This is a genomic window from Blautia sp. AF32-4BH (genome assembly GCF_003460565.1).
GTDB lineage: Bacteria > Bacillota > Clostridia > Lachnospirales > Lachnospiraceae > Fusicatenibacter > Fusicatenibacter saccharivorans.
Genome location: NZ_QTVL01000016.1, coordinates 44,865 through 65,577 on the forward strand (window position 1 = coordinate 44,865; position 20,713 = coordinate 65,577).

20 protein-coding genes are annotated in these 20,713 nt (G+C 44.2%); 4 read left to right on the plus strand and 16 right to left on the minus strand.

Translation table 11 applies throughout. The features are described from left to right. Positions 1-12: 12 nt before the first annotated feature. Positions 13-876 (minus strand): ABC transporter permease subunit, encoded by an 864-nt coding sequence (locus DWZ44_RS15330; protein ID WP_022462025.1) that lies wholly within the window; start codon positions 874-876, stop codon positions 13-15. Continuing rightward, positions 873-1,982, minus strand: a complete 1,110-nt coding sequence (locus DWZ44_RS15335) for an ABC transporter ATP-binding protein (RefSeq protein ID WP_022462026.1) — start codon at positions 1,980-1,982, stop codon at positions 873-875. Before DWZ44_RS15335 ends, DWZ44_RS15330 begins: the two co-directional genes overlap by 4 nt. A 310-nt stretch (positions 1,983-2,292) precedes the next feature. Between DWZ44_RS15335 and DWZ44_RS15340 the strand changes: the two genes are divergently transcribed. Further along, a complete protein-coding gene (locus DWZ44_RS15340) occupies positions 2,293-3,633 on the plus strand; it encodes an ArnT family glycosyltransferase (RefSeq protein ID WP_158565088.1) in 1,341 nt (446 codons plus the stop codon). Between the two features lie 415 nt (positions 3,634-4,048). Here the strand turns inward: DWZ44_RS15340 and DWZ44_RS15345 are convergent, their stop codons facing one another. The 14 genes from DWZ44_RS15345 to rpmH all read right to left on the minus strand — a co-directional run bounded on the left by DWZ44_RS15345 (position 4,049) and on the right by rpmH (position 16,852). Continuing rightward, complete coding sequence (locus tag DWZ44_RS15345; RefSeq protein ID WP_117805244.1) at positions 4,049-6,451, minus strand: hypothetical protein; 2,403 nt, start codon at positions 6,449-6,451, stop codon at positions 4,049-4,051. 66 nt (positions 6,452-6,517) lie between these two features. Beyond that, entirely contained in the window at positions 6,518-7,123 is a 606-nt protein-coding gene (locus DWZ44_RS15350) for a zinc ribbon domain-containing protein (RefSeq protein ID WP_117805245.1), read from the minus strand. A gap of 43 nt (positions 7,124-7,166) precedes the next feature. Further along, positions 7,167-7,649, minus strand: coding sequence for a hypothetical protein (locus DWZ44_RS15355; RefSeq protein ID WP_117805246.1), 483 nt, complete (start codon positions 7,647-7,649; stop codon positions 7,167-7,169). 32 nt (positions 7,650-7,681) lie between these two features. Next, positions 7,682-8,023, minus strand: a complete 342-nt coding sequence (locus tag DWZ44_RS15360; protein ID WP_117805247.1) for a hypothetical protein — start codon at positions 8,021-8,023, stop codon at positions 7,682-7,684. Positions 8,024-8,060: 37 nt separating this feature from the next. Beyond that, entirely contained in the window at positions 8,061-8,420 is a 360-nt protein-coding gene (locus tag DWZ44_RS15365) for a hypothetical protein (protein ID WP_117805248.1), read from the minus strand. Positions 8,421-8,641: 221 nt separating this feature from the next. After that, positions 8,642-9,265 (minus strand): recombinase family protein, encoded by a 624-nt coding sequence (locus DWZ44_RS15370; RefSeq protein WP_117805249.1) that lies wholly within the window; start codon positions 9,263-9,265, stop codon positions 8,642-8,644. Between the two features lie 317 nt (positions 9,266-9,582). Next, positions 9,583-10,308, minus strand: coding sequence for a 16S rRNA (guanine(527)-N(7))-methyltransferase RsmG (gene rsmG, locus DWZ44_RS15375; protein ID WP_117805250.1), 726 nt, complete (start codon positions 10,306-10,308; stop codon positions 9,583-9,585). Positions 10,309-10,432: 124 nt separating this feature from the next. Next, the gene (mnmG, locus tag DWZ44_RS15380) at positions 10,433-12,304 is read right to left on the minus strand and encodes a tRNA uridine-5-carboxymethylaminomethyl(34) synthesis enzyme MnmG (protein ID WP_117805251.1); all 1,872 of its coding nucleotides are present in this window, start codon (positions 12,302-12,304) and stop codon (positions 10,433-10,435) included. Positions 12,305-12,348: 44 nt separating this feature from the next. Further along, complete coding sequence (mnmE, locus tag DWZ44_RS15385) at positions 12,349-13,737, minus strand: tRNA uridine-5-carboxymethylaminomethyl(34) synthesis GTPase MnmE (protein ID WP_199608705.1); 1,389 nt, start codon at positions 13,735-13,737, stop codon at positions 12,349-12,351. A 171-nt stretch (positions 13,738-13,908) separates the two neighbouring features. After that, positions 13,909-14,733, minus strand: coding sequence for an RNA-binding cell elongation regulator Jag/EloR (gene jag, locus DWZ44_RS15390; protein ID WP_022462269.1), 825 nt, complete (start codon positions 14,731-14,733; stop codon positions 13,909-13,911). A 13-nt stretch (positions 14,734-14,746) separates the two neighbouring features. Continuing rightward, a complete protein-coding gene (gene yidC / locus DWZ44_RS15395) occupies positions 14,747-16,042 on the minus strand; it encodes a YidC/Oxa1 family membrane protein insertase (RefSeq protein ID WP_117802685.1) in 1,296 nt (431 codons plus the stop codon). Between the two features lie 23 nt (positions 16,043-16,065). Then, positions 16,066-16,275 carry a membrane protein insertion efficiency factor YidD gene (gene yidD, locus DWZ44_RS15400; protein WP_022462271.1) on the minus strand — a complete coding sequence of 70 codons (210 nt, stop codon included), beginning with the start codon at positions 16,273-16,275 and terminating at the stop codon, positions 16,066-16,068. Next, positions 16,272-16,619, minus strand: coding sequence for a ribonuclease P protein component (gene rnpA / locus DWZ44_RS15405; RefSeq protein ID WP_022462272.1), 348 nt, complete (start codon positions 16,617-16,619; stop codon positions 16,272-16,274). Before rnpA ends, yidD begins: the two co-directional genes overlap by 4 nt. Positions 16,620-16,717: 98 nt before the next feature. After that, a complete protein-coding gene (gene rpmH / locus DWZ44_RS15410; RefSeq protein ID WP_005952426.1) occupies positions 16,718-16,852 on the minus strand; it encodes a 50S ribosomal protein L34 in 135 nt (44 codons plus the stop codon). 707 nt (positions 16,853-17,559) lie between these two features. Between rpmH and dnaA the strand changes: the two genes are divergently transcribed. The 3 genes from dnaA (at position 17,560) to DWZ44_RS15425 (ending at position 20,684) form a co-directional block, all read left to right on the plus strand. Further along, the gene (dnaA, locus tag DWZ44_RS15415; protein WP_022462273.1) at positions 17,560-18,900 is read left to right on the plus strand and encodes a chromosomal replication initiator protein DnaA; all 1,341 of its coding nucleotides are present in this window, start codon (positions 17,560-17,562) and stop codon (positions 18,898-18,900) included. Between the two features lie 342 nt (positions 18,901-19,242). Next, positions 19,243-20,352, plus strand: a complete 1,110-nt coding sequence (dnaN, locus tag DWZ44_RS15420) for a DNA polymerase III subunit beta (protein WP_022462274.1) — start codon at positions 19,243-19,245, stop codon at positions 20,350-20,352. Positions 20,353-20,474: 122 nt separating this feature from the next. Continuing rightward, positions 20,475-20,684: an RNA-binding S4 domain-containing protein gene (locus tag DWZ44_RS15425; RefSeq protein WP_022462275.1), complete on the plus strand. Its 210-nt coding sequence runs from the start codon at positions 20,475-20,477 to the stop codon at positions 20,682-20,684. Positions 20,685-20,713: the final 29 nt, after the last annotated feature.

Genomic DNA, 20,713 nt, shown 5'->3' on the forward strand with positions numbered 1-20,713 from the left:
CGTCTCCACCTCCTAATTCCAGCGTTTCTTCTGCAGGGACTGCATTGCAAGGAAAGTGCAGATTGCAATGACGGACAGGTAGTAAACAACACCGCCAATGTCCAGAATACCGTTCACAAAGTTATCCATATGGCCTGCCATGTTGAATACACCGAGCAGATCCTGGATTTTGCCCTCGAGAAGGGTGGATTTTGTAAAGTAAACTGCCGTCAGCGCGCCTTCGCCGATCACGGCAATCACACCGGTAATGATCGGGTTTTTAATCATACTGCCGATCCAGAGGCATACCAGTGCAATGATGATAAAGAACGCAAAGAAAGAGCTTCCGGCTCCTTCCGGGAAGAAGTTTGCGATACCACTCTCCACGTAGCACAGGAACAGGATCACAAAGCCGACAACGGCTGCGATGACCTGGCTCTCGGTGATGGAGGAAACGAACACACCGACCGAAATATAGGCTGCTCCCAGCAGGAAATAGCCAAGGATCGAAGTGTAGGATACAGCGTAGGAAACTGTTCCGTGGGTTCCAAGAAGCAGCGGATACAGGCACATAATCAGCACTGGAATCACATAAATGGTGAGAAGTGCCAGATATTTTCCAAGGATAATATCGGAAATTTTTACCGGTGCGGTAAGGAGCAGCTGATCCGTCTTATTTTTCTGCTCCTCCGACAGGACACGCATTGTCAGAACCGGTACTGCGATCAGCAGAATAAATGCGGAATTCTGCAGCGCGTATCCGATCTCCGGGTAACCCTGCTGCAGATTGATGGCCGTAAAATACAGGCCGAACAGCGCCAGAGTAAACGCCATAAACAGATATCCGATCATGCTTGTCAGATAGCTTTTTAACTCTTTTTTATAAATCGCCGTCATTGTGCGTCTCCCTCCTCCTGTTTTGTTTCAGCGGCTGATTCCGCTGCATCTGTGCTTTTTTCTTCAGACGTTTCCCCGACAGCCGTTTTGTCTGCTTCTGGTTCACATTCTTTTTCACATTCTTTTTGTTTCAGCTGTTCTTTCTCTGCTTTTTTCAGCTTTCTTGCAGCCTTTCCGGAATCATCGGTCAGCTCCAGGAAGACGTCTTCCAGAGACATCGAGGAGGAAGTCAGCTCGAGGATCGGGCAGTTGGCCTTTGCCAGTGCATAGAACAGCTCCTCGCGGATATCCTTATCCTTTTCCGTGGTAATTTTTACCTTAATCTGCTCCTCATTCGGCGTATTTTCATATTGGATCTCTTTTGCATCGAGCGCATTAAGCGCCGGAACCAGCTGCTTTCTCGTTCCGTGAACGGTACATGTAACCGTGTTTGATCCAAGCATCAGTTTACTTAAGTTTTCCGGGGTATCACTCGCAACGAGCTGTCCCTTTGCAATAATCATGACGTAATCGCAGACAGCGCTGACCTCGGAGAGGATGTGGGAACTTAAGATAACGGTATGTTTTTTACCCAGTGATTTGATCAGGTCGCGGATCTCAATGATCTGCTTGGGATCCAGGCCTACCGTCGGCTCATCGAGGATGATGATCGGCGGATAACCGAGCACTGCCTGTGCCAGTCCGACCCTCTGTCGGTATCCTTTCGACAGGTTCTTGATCAGACGGTTCTGCATATCGGTGATCTTCACCAGATTCATGACCTCAAGAATCTGTTTCTTTCTCTGATCCTTTGGAATTTTCTTTAATTCCGCCACGAATTTCAGATATTCCAGAACGGTCATGTCCGTGTAGACCGGCGGCAGCTCCGGCAGATAGCCGATGCATTTCTTTGCCTCCTCCGGCTCCTCCAGGATATTGTGGCCGTTGATCAGCACCTCGCCCTCCGTAGATGCCAGATAGCCGGTGATGATGTTCATGGTCGTTGATTTTCCGGCACCGTTTGGGCCAAGAAAACCATAGATCTGGCCTTCTTCTACGGTAAAACTCAGGTTGTTGACAGCTACGTGGTCGCCATAGCGTTTCACCAGATTTTTAACCTCTATCAATGTTCCTTCCTCCTTGTTTCTTAAAGCAGTCCCAGCCCGCCCTTGGGGGTGAAAGAGCCGGAGATGCTCTCATTTTCTAAAGACACTTTATCTTATTCTGAAAATGTGATAATTTGCTGGAAAATTTGTGAAAAAACAGTGAAGCCATGGAGCAGTTTGTTTGTTTTTCGACGAAAAATCAATTTCTTTTACCATAAGAATCATGTATACTATAACGTATCCGCGGACGGACGCTTTTCCATTTTTGTTCCGCCGCAAAATATTACGCCGGACTTTTTCCCGTCCGGGACTGGAGATTTTAGGAGACTCTATGAATAAAAAAGACTACTACTGGGCCAAGTATATGCTGATTTTCGGCTTTTTCTGCATCTCTTTTGGCACCTCGATTTTCCTGAAAACCGAACACGCCCCCGATGAGGCGATGCGGATGCTGATTCCGGAATACATCGTCTCACACCACACACTGCCGAACGGCATGGAAGAATCGGTGCGCCATCCGCTGTGGGGATTCTCCTATGCGCTGTATCCGTATCTGACCGCGATCATCAGCTCCGTGTTTATGGCCATTACATCGCTGTTTACGAAAAGTGCAGCGGCTCTTTTAACTGCCGCCCGCCTCACCAGCGTCCTTTCCGGCACCGGCACACTGATCGTTGTCTTTCTGATCGGAGAAGAGCTCTTTGAACGCCGCGAATCGGCACTGCTTGGCGGTATTTTCGTCGGTTTCCTGCCGCAGTTCGTGTTCCTCTCCTGCTATGTAAACAACGACTCGTTCGCCGTTTTCACGGTCGCACTGATCATCTATTTCTGGATTCGCGGCATGAAAAGCGCATTTTGTAAAAAAGACTGCATCGGCCTTGGAGCAGGCTGCGGACTCTGCGCGCTGTCGTACTACAACGCCTACGCGTATCTGCTCTGCAGCATTCTTCTATTCTTCGCGCTGATGATACATTTCAGGAAACCGGCAAAGGAGATCTTCGCCAAAGCTCTTCTGGTCTTTGCCATCGCCTTCCTGATCGGCGGCTGGTTCTTCATCCGCAATGCCGTCATCCACGACGGAGACCTGCTCGGCATGCGCACCACAAAGGAATCCGCATCGCTGTATGCCACTGAGGAGTACAAACCGAAAAACCGCCAGACACCGGCATCCGAAGGCTGGAGCTTTAAGCAGACGTATTTACAGACCCCGGAGGGACGCACCTCCAACTGGCTGTTCTCCACCGTCAGCAGCTTCATCGGCTCGTTCTCCTACATGACCGTCCATCTTCCGATGGTGCTTTACCTGCTGTACGGTGCGCTGATGGCGTTCGGATTCCTGCTGTTTCTGTTTCTTGCCATGATCCCGCACTGGCTCCGCAAAAAGCCGCAGCTTCTCCTCTTTGTGATGCTGCTCCTCGCCTGCCTGATCACGCTGTTCATGGACATGTACAACACGTATTTCAGCGACTACCAGTCGCAGGGCCGCTACCTGATGCCGGCGCTTGTCCCGCTGATGGTCTGGATCGATGACGGCTACTCTTCTCTCACCGCGAAACTTCCCGCTGAGTGGAAACGCGCCTCCTGCCATCTGACACTCCTGCCGGGAGCAGTCTGGCTTGTACTGTTTCTCATCAGCTACATCGGATTTCTGATTCCGGGCTGCTGTGGATAACGAAGAAACAGGTGCTATCTCTTTTTCTCAGATAGCACCTGTTTCTTCGTTACAAGCTTTTAGTTTTTAGATATGTTTCATCCGGTCTTTCCTTTCACTTTCTTTGTTTCCTTTTAATTGCTAAAATAGCTATAACACCAATTGCCAGAATCCCAATTCCTAAAATAATTACCAACATCTTATTTTGATGTTTCACCGGCTGATCTGCAACATCAAGGACAATATTGGTTTCTCCTTGTGCATCGTCAGTTTCGATATAAGACGAATCAGCAACTGTGGAACAGTAAATCTCCAGTGTCTGGCTGATCGGAATATTTTGTTTTCATAATTCTACACCATAACTGGATATGACCTTTATTTGCTTTTTTATACTTGATTTAATACATTCTTTTTTTGTTACACAATGCCCTACAATTTATTTTTTTCTTTTCCTCAAATATACTAATATTCCAGCAAAAACTAAAATGCTTAATATTACTAACATAATCTCTTTTCTTAGACTCTCCTCTATCAATGTATAAACGCTAAAATGTGATGTTTCAAATATAAATTCTCCATTTTTTATTTTCACATCCATTTCTGTTAAGGATCCATCCGCTTCCACCCTGTAAATTTTTGTTTTTCCAAGATAGGCAAAAAGCTTCATTTTTTCTGGAATTGGAATATATACCTGCACATTTTGTTCTGGCTGTATTTCTTCTCCGCTTTCCATAAGTGAAATATTGTATGTGTAAGATGTTCGATCTTTAATCGCATTGTAAGCCGCTAAATTTGTTTTCTTTAGTTCCTCCAATTTTTCAGAATCCAACTCCACTTTAAAAACGCTCAACGATGTTTCATCTGAAAATCCATTTTTGCTCTCCACCCTGATCTGCTGCGATGCCCGAAATCCTTTTTGATTTTGAATATAAACAGAACCCACGCCCTGCGACCTGATAAAATTCATATGCTGCAAAAATTCATTTTCAACTTTTCCCATAACAAATATTGCATCTAAAGCTTTTCCTGCCGGACCAGATACAAAATGAAATATTTTTTCGCCAATACTCACACCGAAATCTTTAGCTGTATCCTCAATGACCTCCATCAAATCAAATTCATTTAAATTTTTTATAATGGTTTCGCTAAATGAACCCAACGATTCTGTCGAAAAAAATACTTTATCTGAAACACCTTTACATAAATTTTGCGGAAGCTCGCTTCCATCTTCAATTAAAGTCACAAATGTTTTACTTTCCAGCAGTTTTTTAGTCAATGCTTTGCTAAATACTTCACTGTCCACATCAAAATTTTTGATCGTCTTTGCCAGTTTGCCAATGCCAATCAGGAGATCCGCTGAATTTATAATATTGACCACTGCCGAATCCTGTGGATCATTGCTGATTTTAATATACCCATCTTTTGGTATTTCTATCTTGACTGACGTCTTTTTTGAAAATCCACTTTTCTGTCGATAACTTCCTATTGTTCCATCTTTCAAATCAGAAATCAACCCACTTGTGTTATCCCACAATGCACCTTTCATACTCGTATTACTGGAACTCATCTTTTTAATCAAAATCACATCTTTTAAACGTCCATTTTCATCATACGTCTCTACACTTCCATATATGTAACTGCTGTTGTATACATCAAACGATACACTTGCTGTCCTATTATCTTTATTTATTTCATATGCATAATTGTCAATATATAAACCATTCATATTATAAATATTGGTAGCATATTCTTTTTCAATATATTGTACAGGCACAGCATTTACCGTATAGGAATGCTCATGGTCTTTATACACTGTAACTGGAATCTCACTCATATACCCTGTATTTGTGTCTTGAAAAAACACATGTGCCGTTCCCGTCTGAATTCCTTTCCATTCTGTATAACGTCGTTTATCTGCCACACCTGTTTTTTTTAGTTCAAGAACTGATGAATCATCTACCCAAAATGTAATTCCGGAAACATCATCCATCAGTTCTCCATTGTTGAAAATTCCAGCACTTAACGTAATGATATTATCTTTACAAATACTCAGACTGGTATAATCTGAATAAACCGCTAATCCATCTTCTGGTGTGCTTTCCTCCTCATTCTTCTGCTGTTCCGTTTCCTCTGCTCCACCCTGATCGAGACTTAAAAATTTATATTTTACTGTATACTGCATATCCGCATCATATCCCTGATACTGCATAGATGCCTGAAAGTCCATAAGAATTTCATCAATCTTTCCTGTTGTTTTATCTATGGTTATTTTTGTTTCTACATCGCTGTATTTTAAATTTTCTACTCCCTCTACCATCTGAGCAGCGGCTACTCCTATCTCATTCGCTTTCTCTGCCGGAATTGTAAAGGTAATCTCATTTCCAGAAATTTTACTCTTTTTCATCATATTCTGCGTTAATGAAGAGAACTGAAAATAATTTGGATTCATCTCAACATCTACCGTTTTGCTTACTGGTTCCTTATATTCATAATGAGCCGTCCCATCTCGATACGTCATATTCCATATATATTTTTGTCCAAGTACAGCCATACTGGCAGAGCCTGTCATTTGAACTGCAGAACTGTCATTCTCATCATAACCAGATACCTCTGTAACTGCATCCAATGTAACTTTCGTTTTCGTTTTTGCTTTTCCCTGGATAATTGTCATATCTGCATCCATATCCAGTTCTTCTTTCCAGTTTCCTGACACGACTGTTTTCTGCATTGCTTCCTGATACGCCAGAAAAGCATCTTTCCCTTTTCCATATACCGTAATCGGAAATACTTGAAACCCTATTATCAACGCGATCAAAATATTCCTCATTTTCTTTTCCATTTGTGCTCCTTTCAAAAAAGGACCCCGTATAAAACATACAGAGTCCTTTTTCATCTGATTTTTCTTCTAAAACAGGTTTCCCATTGTATACAGATCTAAATACCAAGAACGATCTACTTTTATTACAGATATTTCCAGAGAATTGCTTACTTCTGTTTCATCTCCTTTCAAAGTAAACTCAACCTCTACAGTTTTAGCTGCAGATACTTTTACGTTTATATCTTCATAATTGCTTTTTAAATCATCCAGGTCATCATCTGTCACATCTTCAACATTTGTCATTTTATAAGACAGTTTCCAGTCATCTCCCAGCGATTGATCCAAGGAATCCACTTGTTTCTTGAGAGAATCATTCGCCTCATCTACCAACTCTGTTTTGCTATATCCTGTCTCCTCTAATGCTTTATCTACTACCTTTTCCGGAAGCAATTCTACAATAGATTGTGCATCTACCGCAAACTGCGACGTTACAAATGTATCTATTGTCTTTTTGTAGCTTCTTCCCCCAAGTGTATAAACAAGAAGTACGACTGCTACAATCACACACACTGCTAATACAATACCCTTTTCTCTGTTTTTTTTTGCAGGTGACTTTTCATTTAGCGCTTTTCCACATTTACTGCAATATTTTGCCCCATCTGGATTTTCTGTTCCGCATTTTTTGCAAAGCATTTATTTCCCTCCACATTTTGAAATTTTTATCACGAACACTATTTTATTTGGATCCAGATTGCCACATTCTTTGCATCCCTTCCATAATTTCGTTCAGCTCTTGTTTTCGGCTCTGAACTTGGTATGCAGATACCCGCATACATAAAATAAATGGTGCATCCAGAATCAAGAAAAACAATGCCATGATTCCGATTCCATTAATGAGCATTCCTGCCGCCGCTACCAGCATCAATACTGACATTATTATTCCTACAATTTTAAATCCTTTAGCCCGTTTTTGGTATGCTTCTATCTCTGCCGTAAGTTCATCTGGATTTCTAAATTTTCTTCCACATTTTTTACAGATCCAATATATCTTCTGTTGTAAACCACTCGCTCCGGCTAATACTCCAGCTTTCGTACCAGCAAATACAGAAACACCCATTCCGCTTGCTACAGCACCTCCTATATCCCGATCTCCTATAATATTTAAGTCTTTTTCTCCACACCGTGGACAACAAATTTTTACATATGTAGCTGTTCCCATATCCTTCCTTCTCTCTTAATTTATTTTTTTATCTATTTTTTTGCTGTTAATGGCCGAAACGATTGAATTGTAATTCCCCGATATTCCAGGATGCCTTCATCTCCTACTGCAATAAATATGGTGTCTGCATGAAAACTTCTAAGCTTTTTACGCTCTCCATTTTCAAATTCAACCACATACCATTCAATGTTTCCTTTTTGTACTGGTTTCTCAAGAATTTTTACTTTCGATTTTTCCAGTGGCTTGGAATTGTCCTTTGATTTCAAAATAAAGTATCCAATCCAGGAAGCGATTCCTATCACTAAAACAACTATAACAAACGCAAAAATATCTTTATCAGAAAAACTGCTGCCACCGATACGTATATATGTCATTTAATTTTTCTCCTTCTTTTCAAACATGAACCATAAATTATTCTTTAAATTCGCTATAGGGAATCGGATCATCATCAAGCCTGTTCGAGTAATATATCACACTTACATCTTGGGCTTTTCCTTGCAGATACAGAAAAACTGAATCTGATTTCCATACTACTGAGTTGCCGTTTGCCAAATTTCCCACATGAATTATTCCACTTGCTGCACCACTTAAGCTGATATTCTCTGTAGATGTAAAATCAAATAAACTCTCTACAGTACTGCCCTCTGGAACTTGAACCACAATGCTGCCATCTGTAACTTCTTTGGTTCCCGATGTTGACTTACCACATCCAATTAGCATCATCATGCTTAAGACCATTAAAAACAAATACATCTGTTTTTTTCGTGTCATAACACATTCCTCCTGCTTCTATATCTTTGGTTTTGGATTTCGATTTTTTCTTTTTCATCCCCCCTACCTAATCCCCCGTTTTCAGAAAGTGTACTTTTGCAGATCAGAAAATACATTCTATTTCTTTATATATTTTCACTAAAATACATTGTTTTTTTCTTCCTAATATTGTATAATACAACAAAGTAACTTGAATTTTCAGAATTTGCAAAAGTACACATTTACAAATTCTGCTCTCCTGTCATTTGCTTTTCATCTTCCATTTTTCTTATCTTCCCATAAAACGTCCCAACCGGCATGTCACATGCTTTCGCAGCTTCCTTTAACGTTATCTTTTTTTCTCTCCATTCCCTATGAACTTCATCAAAATTATCCGGTACCGACCGCGACGGTCTGCCAAATTTCACTCCTTTTGCTTTTGCAGCTGCAATTCCTTCTGCCTGCCGTTGACGAATATTTTTGCTTTCACTTTCTGCCACAAAAGACAACACCTGTAAAACAATATCGCTCAAAAAGGTTCCCATCAGATCTTTTCCCCTTCGAGTATCGAGCAATGGCATATCAAGGACAACAATATCAACACCTTTTTCTTTTGTCAGCACACGCCATTGTTCCAAAATTTCCTCATAATTTCTTCCCAGTCGATCAATACTTTTTATATACAACAAATCATCTTTCTTTAATTTTCGTATCATTTTACGATATTGCGGACGGTTAAAATCTCTGCCCGACTGCTTATCCAGATAAATATTCTTTTCCAAAACACCAATTCGTTTCAACGATAATAACTGCCGATCTTCATTTTGATCTCGGCTACTTACTCGTATGTAACCATAAATATTCATAGCGTGTTCCCTTCTTTATAAAATTTTGCATCACAGAAAATTTTACATGCTCGACGTGAATCTTGTGATCACAAAATTTCATCAACTTCTCTTTTCAAACACATTATAATAAAGCATCTCTGGGAACACATATTTTTTATATGATGGTCTATTATGTTCACTTATCTGACCATTATTCTCCCAACAAAAAAGCAAGTCAGCATGCCACAAATTTCTCTGTGGTATGCTGCCTTGCTTTTTTATTCAAAATTTTGCGCGTCTAACTCATCATTGAAGTAACGAGAATGCGACTCTCAGTTTTCAAAATATACTATTTTTTACTGAATCGGCTCCTTCGCCGGTGTTCCCGCTTTTCTCGGGTACTTTTTCGGCGTTGCCTTCCCCTTCTCGATGCAGACAAACGATCTCTCATCCTCTGTTCCCGTAAGCTGGAAATAAACCGGCTCTTTTGCCTCGCCGCCAAGCACATGAATCGCTTTTTGAGCTGCGGCAAGCTCCTCATTCAATTTGCCCGATTTATACGAGACAAACCGTCCTCCCACCTTCACATATGGCAGACAATATTCCGAAAGGGAGCTTAAATTCGCCACTGCCCGCGATACCACGAGATCAAACTGCTCCCGGTAATCCTTCTGGCGTGCGAAATCCTCGGCTCTTCCGTGAACCGCCGTGATTTTCGAAAGGCCAAGCTGTCCGATCACCTCATTCAGGAATTTCACTCTCTTATTCAGTGAATCCAGCAGTACAACTTCCACCTCCGGAAACGCGATTTTCAGCGGGATTCCCGGAAAACCGGCTCCCGTTCCCACGTCGAGAATGCGTCCCGCCTGTTCCACATCACAGACCTTCACCAGCGACAGACTGTCGAGAAAATGCTTCGTAATCACCTGATCGAACTCCGTAATCGCCGTCAGATTCATAAACGAATTCCACTCTACAAGCAGCTCATAATACTGCAGAAACTGCGTTTTCTGCTCCTCGGAAAGTGTGATTCCAAGCTCAAAAAGGCCGCGCTCAAATCCTTCAAGATTGTATTCTTTCATGTTGTTCTCCGTTCTACTCTATTCTTCCAAGTGCCCGCTGCACTTTTTGTTCCTGTCCACGCAGTATCAAAACACTTGCTGTTTCGCTGCATAAGAATGTAATTCAGCCATGCATATCTGTCCTTTATTTATGTCCCAGATACACCAGCAGAACCGAAATATCCGCCGGGGAAACGCCCGAAATACGGGACGCCTGGCCGATGTTGATCGGACGGTACAGGTTCAGCTTCTGTTTCGCCTCGATGCGCAGGCTCTGGATCTCGTCGTAATTGATATTCTCCGGGATCTTCTTCTCTTCCATCTTCTTGAACTGCTCCACCTGCTTCATCTGGCGCTTGATGTAGCCGTCGTACTTGATGTTGATGTTGACCTGCTCCTGCACATCCTCCGGCAGCTTGGGTCTTTTCGGATCTACTTCCGCCAGCATCTTATAATTCAGCTCCGGCCGGCGGATCAGCTCTGCGAGCGAACTTCCGCCGGAAAGCAGCGTTGATCCATACTCTTCCAGAAGCTCATTGATGTTCGAGCTCGTTCCCACATACGTATTCTCCACGCGCTCAATCTCTTCCTGAATCTGCTGTTCTTTTACTTTCAGTGCCTCATACTGCTCCTCGCTGATCAGACCCACGCGGTAGCCGTATTTGCGCAGACGCAGATCCGCGTTGTCCTGACGGAGCAGCAGACGATATTCCGCGCGGCTCGTCATCATTCGGTACGGCTCGTGGTTCTCTTTCGTTACGAGGTCATCGATCAGAACACCGATGTACGACTCGGAACGGTCGAGCACAAGCTCCTCTTTTCCCTGCACGCGGAGCGCCGCATTGATGCCCGCGATCAGGCCCTGTGCCGCAGCTTCCTCGTATCCTGAACTGCCGTTAAACTGGCCGCCGGAAAACAGATTTTTGATCGCCTTGAACTCGAGGGACGGCAGAAGCTGTCTCGGGTTGATGCAGTCGTACTCGATCGCATACGCATTCCGCACGATTTTCGCGTGTTCCAGGCCCGGCACGGTGTGATACATCGCAATCTGCACATCCTCCGGCAGTGAACTCGACATGCCGCCGACGTACATCTCGTTTGTATATCTTCCCTCCGGCTCCAGGAACACCTGATGGCGGTTTTTATCCGCAAATTTTACGACCTTATCCTCAATCGAAGGACAGTACCGCGGACCAGTTCCCTCGATCATGCCGGAATAGAGCGGCGACCGGCTGAGATTTTCGCGGATGATTTTGTGCGTCTCCTCGTTCGTATACGTCAGCCAGCAGGATTCCTGATCAATCTGTACGCTCTCCGGATCGGTCGAGAAGGAGAACGGCACAACACGCTCATCACCGAACTGCTCTTCCATCTTGGAAAAATCGATGCTCCGCTTGTCAATACGCGCCGGAGTTCCTGTTTTAAAGCGCACCATCTCCACGCCGTTTGCCTTCAGCGAATCCGTCAGATGTGTTGCCGCCTGCAGGCCGTTCGGTCCCGTATATGTGCTCACATCACCGTAAATACACCGTGCATTCAGATAAACGCCGGTACAGAGAACGGCAGCCTTACAGTGGTAAATCGCGCCGGAAACGGCTTTTACGCCCGTCAGAACGCCGTCTTCCACGATCAGCTCCGCAATCTCCATCTGGCGGATCGTCAGATGATCGGTATTTTCGAGAACCTCGCGCATCGACTGGCTGTACGCCCGCTTGTCTGCCTGCGCACGCAGCGAATGCACCGCCGGTCCCTTTGATTTATTCAGCATTTTCGACTGAATAAACGTCTTATCAATATTTTTACCCATCTCGCCGCCGAGCGCGTCGATCTCTTTTACGAGGTGTCCCTTCGAGGTTCCTCCGATGTTCGGATTGCACGGCATCATCGCGATGCTGTCGACACTTACCGTAAATACAACCGTTTCCAGCCCCATCCGCGCTGCCGCAAGTGCTGCCTCGCATCCCGCATGGCCCGCACCGATGACGGCAATATCAATTGTTTCTTCTAAAACTGCCATTTTTCCTGTCCTTTTCTATCTAAACTCTACGAACTGTTTCGTGACTATTTACCTGTACAGAACTTGCTGAAAATCTCATTCACAAGGTCCTCTCCCACCGCTTCACCGATGATCGAACCCAGCTCCTCATACGCATTCATAAGATCAATGGAAAAGAAATCCTCCGGCATACCCATTTCGATGCTTTCTGCCGTCAGTTCCAGACTCTTTTTTGCTGCAAGAAGCGCCTGCTTGTGGCGCGCATTCGTGATGTAAACCTCATCGTTGAACGAAATTTCGCCCTGGAAAAACATCTTTTTCATCTGTTCCTCCAGCTCTTCCATACCCGTCTCTTCCCGCGCGGAAATGCTGATGACCGGAGCGCCTGTCTTTTGCTCCATCTCCTCTTTTTCGATCACCGCAGTCAGATCCGACTTATTCAGCAGCACAATCGCCTTGCGCCCTTTCAGGATTTCCATGATTTTTGCATCATTCTCATCGAGCGGCACGGATGCATCCACCACATAGAGAATCAGATCTGCGTCCTTTGCATGCTCCAAAGCACGATCCACACCGATTTTCTCGACCGTATCCGCCGTTTTTCGGATCCCCGCTGTATCCAGAATCCGAAGGGAAATGCCCTTTAAGACCAGATTTTCCTCGAGCACATCGCGCGTCGTTCCGGCGATATCCGTTACAATCGCCTTTTCCTCTCCGGCCAGCAGATTCAAAAGCGACGATTTTCCGGCATTCGGCTTTCCAAGAATAACTGTCTTGATGCCCTCCTGGATCATCTTACCCTCATCCGCAGATGCCAGGAGCTTTTCAACCTGCTTTTTCTGCTCCGCAACAACCACGGCCAGCCGCTCCGGGTATCCGTCCAGACTGATGTGCTCCGGGTCATCAAGCGCCGACTCGATAAACGCGATCTCATAAATCAGCTTCTCGCGAATTGTCCGGATCGCCTTTTTCACTGTTCCGCGAAGCTGGCTCTCAGAGCTTTTTAAGGCATAAGCACTCTTTGCCGAAATAACATCCATGACCGCTTCGGCCTGCGTCAGATCCATTCTTCCGTTCAGAAACGCCCGTTTCGTAAACTCGCCCGGATCTGCTGCCCGCGCACCGGCATTTAAGACTGCCTCGAGCACTTTTTTCACCGCCAGCACCCCGCCGTGACAGTCGATCTCGACGGTATTCTCGCCCGTATATGTTTTCGGCCCTTTCATCACCATGACAAGGACCTCATCAATCACTTCCTCCCCTTCGGTAATCCAGCCATAATGAATCGTATGGGATTTGACCGCGGAAAGCTTTTTTCCTTCTTTTTTTGCACGGAATACGCGGTCCGCCACTTCGAACGCATCGTTTCCGCTGATTCTTACAATACCAATGCCCGCCGGCGCCATCGCTGTGGACACCGCAGCAATCGTATCATCCAAATGAAATCCTGCCATTGTTTCCAGTCCTTTCTAAAACCTCTCTTTTTGGGGATCCCAGTATTCAGATCCACATTTTTTCTTTCCTTTCGCATGGCTCTGAATAGTTCCATTTTAGCAGAAAACCAGAAAAGACGGTACCCCGTATTTTACACAGGTACCGTCTTTTTGCATATTTTTTACGCTTTCTTATCGTTTCGGCGCTACAACAACGTGGCGATATGGCTCGCTGCCCTCGCTGTAGGTCTCCACAAATTTATTTCCCTGCAGTGCAGAGTGGATGATTCTTCTCTCGTAAGGATTCATCGGCTCTAAGGAAACCGGTCTTCTGGTCTTTTTCACTTTGTAAGCGATGTTTCTTGCCAGGTTTTCCAGTGTTTCTTTTCTGCGCTTGCGGTAATTTTCCGTATCAAGTTTGACACGAACGTAATCCTTCTGCTCTTTATTGACTACAAGGCTGGTCAGATACTGAAGGGAATCCAGCGTCTGTCCTCTTTTGCCGATCAGGATGCCCATATCCTCACCGGCAAAATCAACTTCAAGAGAACCGTTCTCGGCATTATACTCCATCTGGATCTCAACCGGGAGCTCCATGGCTTTGAATACACCGCTTAAGAACTCAAGTGCCGTTGCCTTGATCTGGGCGATTTCCTCGTCTGTTCTCTGAACTACTTCACGCTCTTCTCTTGGCTCGGAGCGTCTTGCAGTTTCTGCCTGACGCGGAGCAGATTTTCTTTCCGTTTCTTTCTTTACAGCTTCTTTTTTCGGCGCTTCCTTTACCGGTGCAGGAGCTGCCTCTTTTTTCTCTGGTTTCTGGGGTGCTTCCGGTTCTTTTTCCGGTGCGGCTTTTACAGCGGCACGGATCACAGCCGGTTTACTTCCGATTCCAAAGAATCCGGAACTGCCTTCGCTGATGACCTGGATCTCCAGTTTATCGCTGGCAGCCTGAAGCTCGATGCAGGCTTTTGTAATGGCGTCGTCCACGGTTTTTGCGGATACTTCGATAAACTCCATAAAGATTTACCCCCTATTTTTTCTTTTTGCTGTTCTTTTCATCAAACTGTTTTACCATGTTTGCTTTCGCAGCGATGCTTCCGGCGCGGTATTCCTGATTGCTGTTGTAATACTCAGTCGAAGCCTTTCTTGCTGCCTCTTTTTCCTCAGCAGACGGCTCTTCGTTCTCCTGTACCTGAATATTACGCACACTCTGCGTTGCAGCCTGTGTGATTTTCTGCGGCGGAAGGCCGGCTTTTTCTCTCTTCTTTGCAGCTTTTTCCTGGTTTTTGCGGATCACCTCATCCATGTCGATCGAGGACATATGGCGGTTGATGATAACCTGCTGTACACTTCGAACGAGCGCACCGGCGATCCAGTAAATACCAATACCGATGGAGAATGATAAACACATAAATGCGGAGAAAACAGGCATTACCGTGTTCATGGTCTTCATGGAATTTTCCATGGAGTTTGCTGTCTTATTTCCGTTGTTGGAAGATGGTGCCTGCGGCATCAGCTTGTAGTTCAGCCACTGGGTAAACCATGCCAGAATCGGCACCAGAATTGCTCCTGCAATCAGAAGCGCAGATCCGTTTGCCATACCCTCGCGGATGACATCCATCGGAGACTGTGTGATATTAAATCCAAGGAACATGTTGATATGCTTGGACTCCGCGGCGGTTTTTGTAATGGTATCCGCAATACCGGAGAACTCGCTGATGTCAGCCAGCTTCGTCCACTGGGACGGTTTCAGCACATAAAACATGTCCAGAAGGTTATTTTCGGTTAATGTTTCACTTACTTTACTGTACATGGTAACACGGTTATCTGTGATAAACTGTGTCAGGATGTCAGAATATCCTGATACACCCATCATCTGTGTTGTCAGTCCCTGGAATACATTGCGGACACTTCCGATATATCCCGGAATATGATAGATAACCTGGTACAGTGCAAGCAGAATCGGCATCTGAATCAGCAGTGTACTGCAGCTTCCTGTCGGGGAGACACCGTATTTCTGATAAACTGCCATGGTTTCTTCAGATTTTTTCATCTGAGAAGCCTGGTCTTTTTTGTTCTGATATTTCTTTTCAATTCTCTGCAGATCCGGCTGCATTACGCTCATCATCTTCGACATCTTCTGCTGCTTGATCTGAAGCGGCGTCAGAACGAGATAAATGATAATCGTATACAGAATAATCGCAATACCGATATTCGGAATTCCAATTTTTTCCAGACAAAAATAAATTCCATTGATCAGCCAGCCGAGGATCTGGCATACCCACCCGATAATCGGCCACGTTGATTTACTCAGTACGATATCCAAAACGTCTTTTCCTCCTTATTTATCTACGGCACAGGGTCGTAACCTCCGTGTGAAAACGGGTTACATCTCAGTATTCTCCATAATGCCAGCAGACTTCCTTTGAAAGCACCATATTTCTGAATCGCTTCCAGCCCGTACTGCGAGCAGGTCGGCGTATAAGGGCAGTGCACCCTCTTCAGAGGAGACAGGTACTTCTGATAAAACCGGATACCTTTTATCAATACCGTCTTCATTTTTCTGTTTCCTTTAATATATGATGCAGTTTTCCCAGATGCAAAAGTGCTCCCTCTATCTCGAAATACGTACAGTTTTTTGCATTAACTCTTGCGATCACAACTACATCCATTCCACACTGAAATTCCTCTTCATGCAGACGATAACTCTCCCGGATCAGTCTCGCCAGATGGTGGCGCACAACGCTGTTTCCAACCTTTTTACTTACTGAAATTCCAATCCGGTTCCGTCCCAGCTGATTTTTCTTCACATACATGACCAGAAATCGGTTTGCAAACGATGTTCCCTGCTTATAAACCAGCTGAAAATCTCTGTTTTTTTTCAGGCTTTCCGAATATTTCATGAATCCATTCTTTCCTTCATGATTTGTCTAAATTTTCTTTTCATTGAATAGCTTTAGATAGAAGAAAAGACCACATAAATTTTATGCGGCCTTTGGTTTTATGCTGATAATTTTTTTCTTCCTTTTAATCTTCTTGCAGCTAAAACTTTTCTTCCACCTTTTGTGCTCATTCTTGCTCTGAATCCGTGAACTTTAGCTCTGGATCTTTTTTTCGGCTGAAATGTCATTTTCATAAGATAAGGCACCTCCTTTAAATTCTAATCAATAACTGCCTGCAAGGCAGTATTTCACTACATGTATGACAGAAAACATCATTTCAATTATATTCATAAACCCCTGTTTCGTCAACCCTAAAATCAATAATTTTCGCAGTTTTTTCGGGAAAAATGCCGCTCTGACGCGGTTTTCCGGTCTGCCGCTGCCCGTGCCTTCCGTGTGCTGATTTTCGGTTTATCCACAACTTATCCACACTGTCCGCCGCACGCGTACAAATATCAGTTCGATTTTTGTGCTTTCCACACGATATCTTGTAACCGTAATCAACATTATCCACAATCTGTGGATAACCTTGTGGATAACTTTCGGTTTTGCTGTGTACAACCTGTGGGCATTTCCAATTTTTCCAGTATTTACGCCATGTATAATGTGTATATAAATTTTCCAGACTTTACACATTTCGGTTTTTCCAGCCCTCTATCCACAATTTTATCAACATAAGATTCCCTGTTATCCACAAACTATCCTCCATTTCATCAACAGGAAAATTTTTTACACATTCTGTGGATAAAAAAATAATTATCCACATTTTTGGGTTGAATAAAACGGCATTTTATTATATCATATAGAAGTAAAAATGCGACTATTCGGGGAAAATTTCGTTTTCCAGACAGAAGTTATCCCCAAAAAGCAATGATTATAGAAGCGGAGCGACAGAAAAAGCATGGAAATCGTACAAGATAAATGGAAAGAAATACTGCAGAGAGTGCGGGACGAGCACGAATTATCTGAGATCTCCTTTACTACATGGATTGAACCACTTACGATCCATTCGGTTGAGGACAATCTGATCACAATCCTGGTTCCATCCGAAAAAATGGGTCTCGATTACGTGAGCAAAAAATATACTCTTCCTATTAAAGTGGCCATCGCGGAAATCACAGGTGTCAACTATGAGATCCGCTTTATTCTTCCGGAAGAAGTGAAACAGGAAAAAGCGCCTGCTCCCGTCCAGAAAAATCTCTATGTGCCGAACCTGAATCCAAAGTATACCTTTGATACCTTCGTGGTCGGCAGCAATAACAAATTTGCCCATGCAGCTTCTCTCGCCGTGGCCGAATCCCCGGGAGAAATCTACAATCCGCTGTTTTTATACGGTGGTGTTGGACTGGGCAAAACCCATCTGATGCACTCGATCGCACATTTTATTCTTCAGAAGAACCCGTCTTCGCGGATTCTCTACGTAACGAGTGAAGAATTTACCAATGAAGTCATCGAGGCCATCCGAAACAGCAACAACACCGCAATGACCAAATTCCGTGAGAAATACCGCAATATCGACGTACTTCTCATCGATGATGTGCAGTTTATTATAGGAAAGGAATCCACGCAGGAAGAGTTTTTCCATACCTTCAATACTCTGCACGGCGCCAACAAACAGATCATCCTTTCTTCGGATCGTCCCCCGAAAGACATGGATATCCTGGAAGACCGCATCCGTTCCCGTTTCGAATGGGGACTCCTTGCCGACATCCAGAGCCCGGATTATGAGACGCGAATCGCCATTCTCCGAAAGAAACAGGAATTAGACGGCTATTCCGTCAGCGACGATGTGATCGAATACATCGCTTCCAATATTAAATCGAACATCCGTGAGTTGGAAGGCGCTCTCAACAAAATCATTGCATACGCAAACCTTGAAAAACGTGAAATCAACATTGATCTTGCAGAGCAGGTGCTGCGCGACATCATCTCCCCGAACGAGAAGAAGGTGATCACGCCGGAATTTATCATCGACACCGTTGCAGATCACTTCGATATTACGCCGTCCGACATTGTCGGCAGCAAGCGGAGCAGCAAAATCGTATTCCCGCGCCAGATCGCAATGTATCTGTGCCGCGAAATGCTCGATGCCCCGCTGACCGGAATCGGAAAAATGATGGGCGACCGCGATCATACCACTGTCATGCACGGCATTGAGAAGATCGAAAAGGAAATGAGTGCTAAAGACAGTGTCCGCAACACGGTAGACATCTTAAAGAAGAAGATCAACCCGTCGAAATAGGCGGAGCCTTTGTAACTCTGTCAAAACGGTTAAAAACGATTTACATTTATATAAGAAGAAACTCATCGGTTGACAGGCCCTTATTTATACACAAACCGATGTGGAAAGCCTGTGGATGAATTGTGGACAAATTTGGGGCCTGAAGTTATCAACATTTCATACACAGGTTCACGTTCGATTATTCACAGAGTTATACAGATCGATTTTTCCAGTATTTCCGCATTCTTGACGGGGTTTTCCACATATCCACAGCCCCTACGACTAAGACTACGGATTTTTACTATATTTTTTCTTTATAAGCAGACTCACCAAGCAGTGAGGAAAGGAGAGTTATCCACAATTATGAAATTAGTGTTTGACAAAGCAGACCTTGTAAAAAGCGTTGGTATCGCTATGAAAGCTGTCTCCGGTAAAACAACCATGCCGATTCTGGAATGCATTCTGATTGATGCATCTTCCAACGTGATCAAATTTACCTCCAACGATATGGAACTCGGAATCGAAACCATCGTCACAGGTATGATTCTGGAACGCGGTATTGTTGCTCTGGATGCAAAGATTTTTTCTGAGATCGTAAGAAAACTTCCGGATAATCAGGTTACAATAGAAACAGATGAAAATCTGGTAACCACGATTACGTGTGAAAAAGCAAAATTTAACATTCCGGGACAGTCAGGAGAAGATTTTTCCTATCTGCCGATTCTCGAAACTTCCGATTGTGTTTCCATTTCCCAGTTCACCTTAAAAGAACTGATCCGTCAGACCATTTTCTCCATTGCAGCCAATGAGAACAACAAACTGATGACCGGTGAGCTTTTTGAAATCAAAGATAACACACTTCGCGTCGTATCTCTGGACGGACACCGTATTGCGATCCGCAGAATTGAGCTGAAAGATTCGTATCCGGACCGAAAAGTCGTTGTTCCGGGAAAAACCCTGAACGAAATCAGCAAAATTCTGTCCGGTGAGATGGATGATCAGATTGATATTTACTTCTCGGAAAACCACATTATGTTCAAGTTCGATGATACAACGGTCGTTTCCAGACTGATCGACGGTGAATATTTCCGCATCGACCAGATGCTTTCGAGTGATTACGAGACAAAAGTGACGATCAACAAAAAAGAATTCTTAAGCTGTATCGACCGTGCGACGCTTCTTGTCAAAGAAGGCGACAAAAAACCGATCATCATCGACATCCAGGATGGAGCGATGGAACTGCAGATCAACTCCGCGATGGGTTCCATGAAAGAAGAGATCGATATCAACAAAGAAGGCAAGGATATTATGATCGGTTTTAACCCGAAATTCCTGATCGATGCACTTCGTGTTATTGACGACGAGGAGATTTCGATTTATCTGGTCAACCCGAAGGCTCCATGTTTTATCCGGAACGAAGAAGAGAGCTATATCTACCTGATTCTGCCGGTAAACTTCAATTCCGTGAGATAAGTCACATAAGTTTGAAATCTGCCGGAACCTTTTCTGAAAGAACTTTCAGCGGTTTTACAGCCACACAGGTTGAAAACTGCGAACTTACGTGAGGAAAAGGCACGGCAGTGCAGGAGGAAAAAATGGAAATTATTACGCTGCGTGAAGATTACATCAAACTGGGCCAGGCATTAAAAGCTGCGGCTCTGGTAGAAGACGGCGTGGAAGCAAAGCTCGTCATCAAGGACGGCGAAGTGACCGTAAACGGTGAAGTAGATACCCGCCGCGGCCGCAAGCTCTATGACGGAGATGTTGTCTGCTACAATGGAAATGAGATACAAATTAAAAAATAAGGCTTAAAAACTTAAGCTGATTTTTCACG

Coding starts and splice junctions, on each gene's coding strand:
- DWZ44_RS15350 (WP_117805245.1), bottom strand. CDS start 7,123: ATGCTTTGCAAAAAATGCGGAACAGAAAATCCAGATGGGGCAAAATAT.
- mnmE (WP_199608705.1), bottom strand. CDS start 13,737: ATGGCAGGATTTCATTTGGATGATACGATTGCTGCGGTGTCCACAGCG.
- rpmH (WP_005952426.1), bottom strand. CDS start 16,852: ATGAAAATGACATTTCAGCCGAAAAAAAGATCCAGAGCTAAAGTTCAC.
- mnmG (WP_117805251.1), bottom strand. CDS start 12,304: ATGGCAGTTTTAGAAGAAACAATTGATATTGCCGTCATCGGTGCGGGC.
- DWZ44_RS15355 (WP_117805246.1), bottom strand. CDS start 7,649: ATGGGAACAGCTACATATGTAAAAATTTGTTGTCCACGGTGTGGAGAA.
- DWZ44_RS15425 (WP_022462275.1), top strand. CDS start 20,475: ATGGAAATTATTACGCTGCGTGAAGATTACATCAAACTGGGCCAGGCA.
- DWZ44_RS15330 (WP_022462025.1), bottom strand. CDS start 876: ATGACGGCGATTTATAAAAAAGAGTTAAAAAGCTATCTGACAAGCATG.
- DWZ44_RS15370 (WP_117805249.1), bottom strand. CDS start 9,265: ATGAATATTTATGGTTACATACGAGTAAGTAGCCGAGATCAAAATGAA.
- rsmG (WP_117805250.1), bottom strand. CDS start 10,308: ATGAAAGAATACAATCTTGAAGGATTTGAGCGCGGCCTTTTTGAGCTT.
- DWZ44_RS15340 (WP_158565088.1), top strand. CDS start 2,293: ATGAATAAAAAAGACTACTACTGGGCCAAGTATATGCTGATTTTCGGC.
- DWZ44_RS15365 (WP_117805248.1), bottom strand. CDS start 8,420: ATGACACGAAAAAAACAGATGTATTTGTTTTTAATGGTCTTAAGCATG.
- jag (WP_022462269.1), bottom strand. CDS start 14,733: ATGGAGTTTATCGAAGTATCCGCAAAAACCGTGGACGACGCCATTACA.
- dnaA (WP_022462273.1), top strand. CDS start 17,560: ATGGAAATCGTACAAGATAAATGGAAAGAAATACTGCAGAGAGTGCGG.
- DWZ44_RS15360 (WP_117805247.1), bottom strand. CDS start 8,023: ATGACATATATACGTATCGGTGGCAGCAGTTTTTCTGATAAAGATATT.
- rnpA (WP_022462272.1), bottom strand. CDS start 16,619: ATGAAATATTCGGAAAGCCTGAAAAAAAACAGAGATTTTCAGCTGGTT.
- dnaN (WP_022462274.1), top strand. CDS start 19,243: ATGAAATTAGTGTTTGACAAAGCAGACCTTGTAAAAAGCGTTGGTATC.
- DWZ44_RS15345 (WP_117805244.1), bottom strand. CDS start 6,451: ATGGAAAAGAAAATGAGGAATATTTTGATCGCGTTGATAATAGGGTTT.
- yidD (WP_022462271.1), bottom strand. CDS start 16,275: ATGAAGACGGTATTGATAAAAGGTATCCGGTTTTATCAGAAGTACCTG.